Below are 500 nucleotides of genomic sequence, written 5' to 3'. Positions count from 1 at the left end.
GAAAGGGAGAGGAGGGAGTGGAGGAGAGTGTGCGCGGGATGCAGAGGCAGTTGGCGGAGTTACTGAGGCACGAGCATGCATCGCTGGCGTTGGCGCAGAGATGCAGTGGAGTAAAGGCCCCGCTGCCGTTATTCACGGCATTGCTGAACTACCGGCATAGCGGGAGAGCAGAGCAGGAGCGATCGGAGAAGAGGAAACGAGCGTGGGAGGGGATGCATGGTCTATACGGAGAGGAACGGAGCAACTATCCGTTCAATCTTTCGGTAGACGATCTTGGGGAGGAATTTGGGTTGACGGCGCAGGTGGACGCAAGGGTGGATGCGAAGCGAGTGTGCGGGTACATGGAGACGGCGCTGGGATCGTTGGTGGAAGCGTTGGCAGAGAGGCCGGGGATGGGGTTGAGCAGGCTGAACGTGCTGCCTGCAGGGGAGAGAGAGCAGTTGTTGTACGAGTGGAACGAGACGAAGAGGGAGTACGAGAGCGAGCGGTGCGTGCATGAG

Annotated in this window: 1 protein-coding gene; it reads left to right on the top strand. The window is 59.8% G+C overall.

Going from position 1 to position 500, the window contains the following annotated elements:
- On the top strand, positions 1–500 hold a 500-nt coding region (locus DYY66_RS14075), incomplete at both ends, for a hypothetical protein (RefSeq protein WP_255496053.1).

The organism is Candidatus Nitrosotalea sp. FS (genome assembly GCF_011319475.1).
Classification (GTDB): domain Archaea; phylum Thermoproteota; class Nitrososphaeria; order Nitrososphaerales; family Nitrosopumilaceae; genus Nitrosotalea.
The sequence above is the reverse complement of the archived record's forward strand: the minus strand, read 5'-3'. Positions and strand labels throughout refer to the sequence as shown.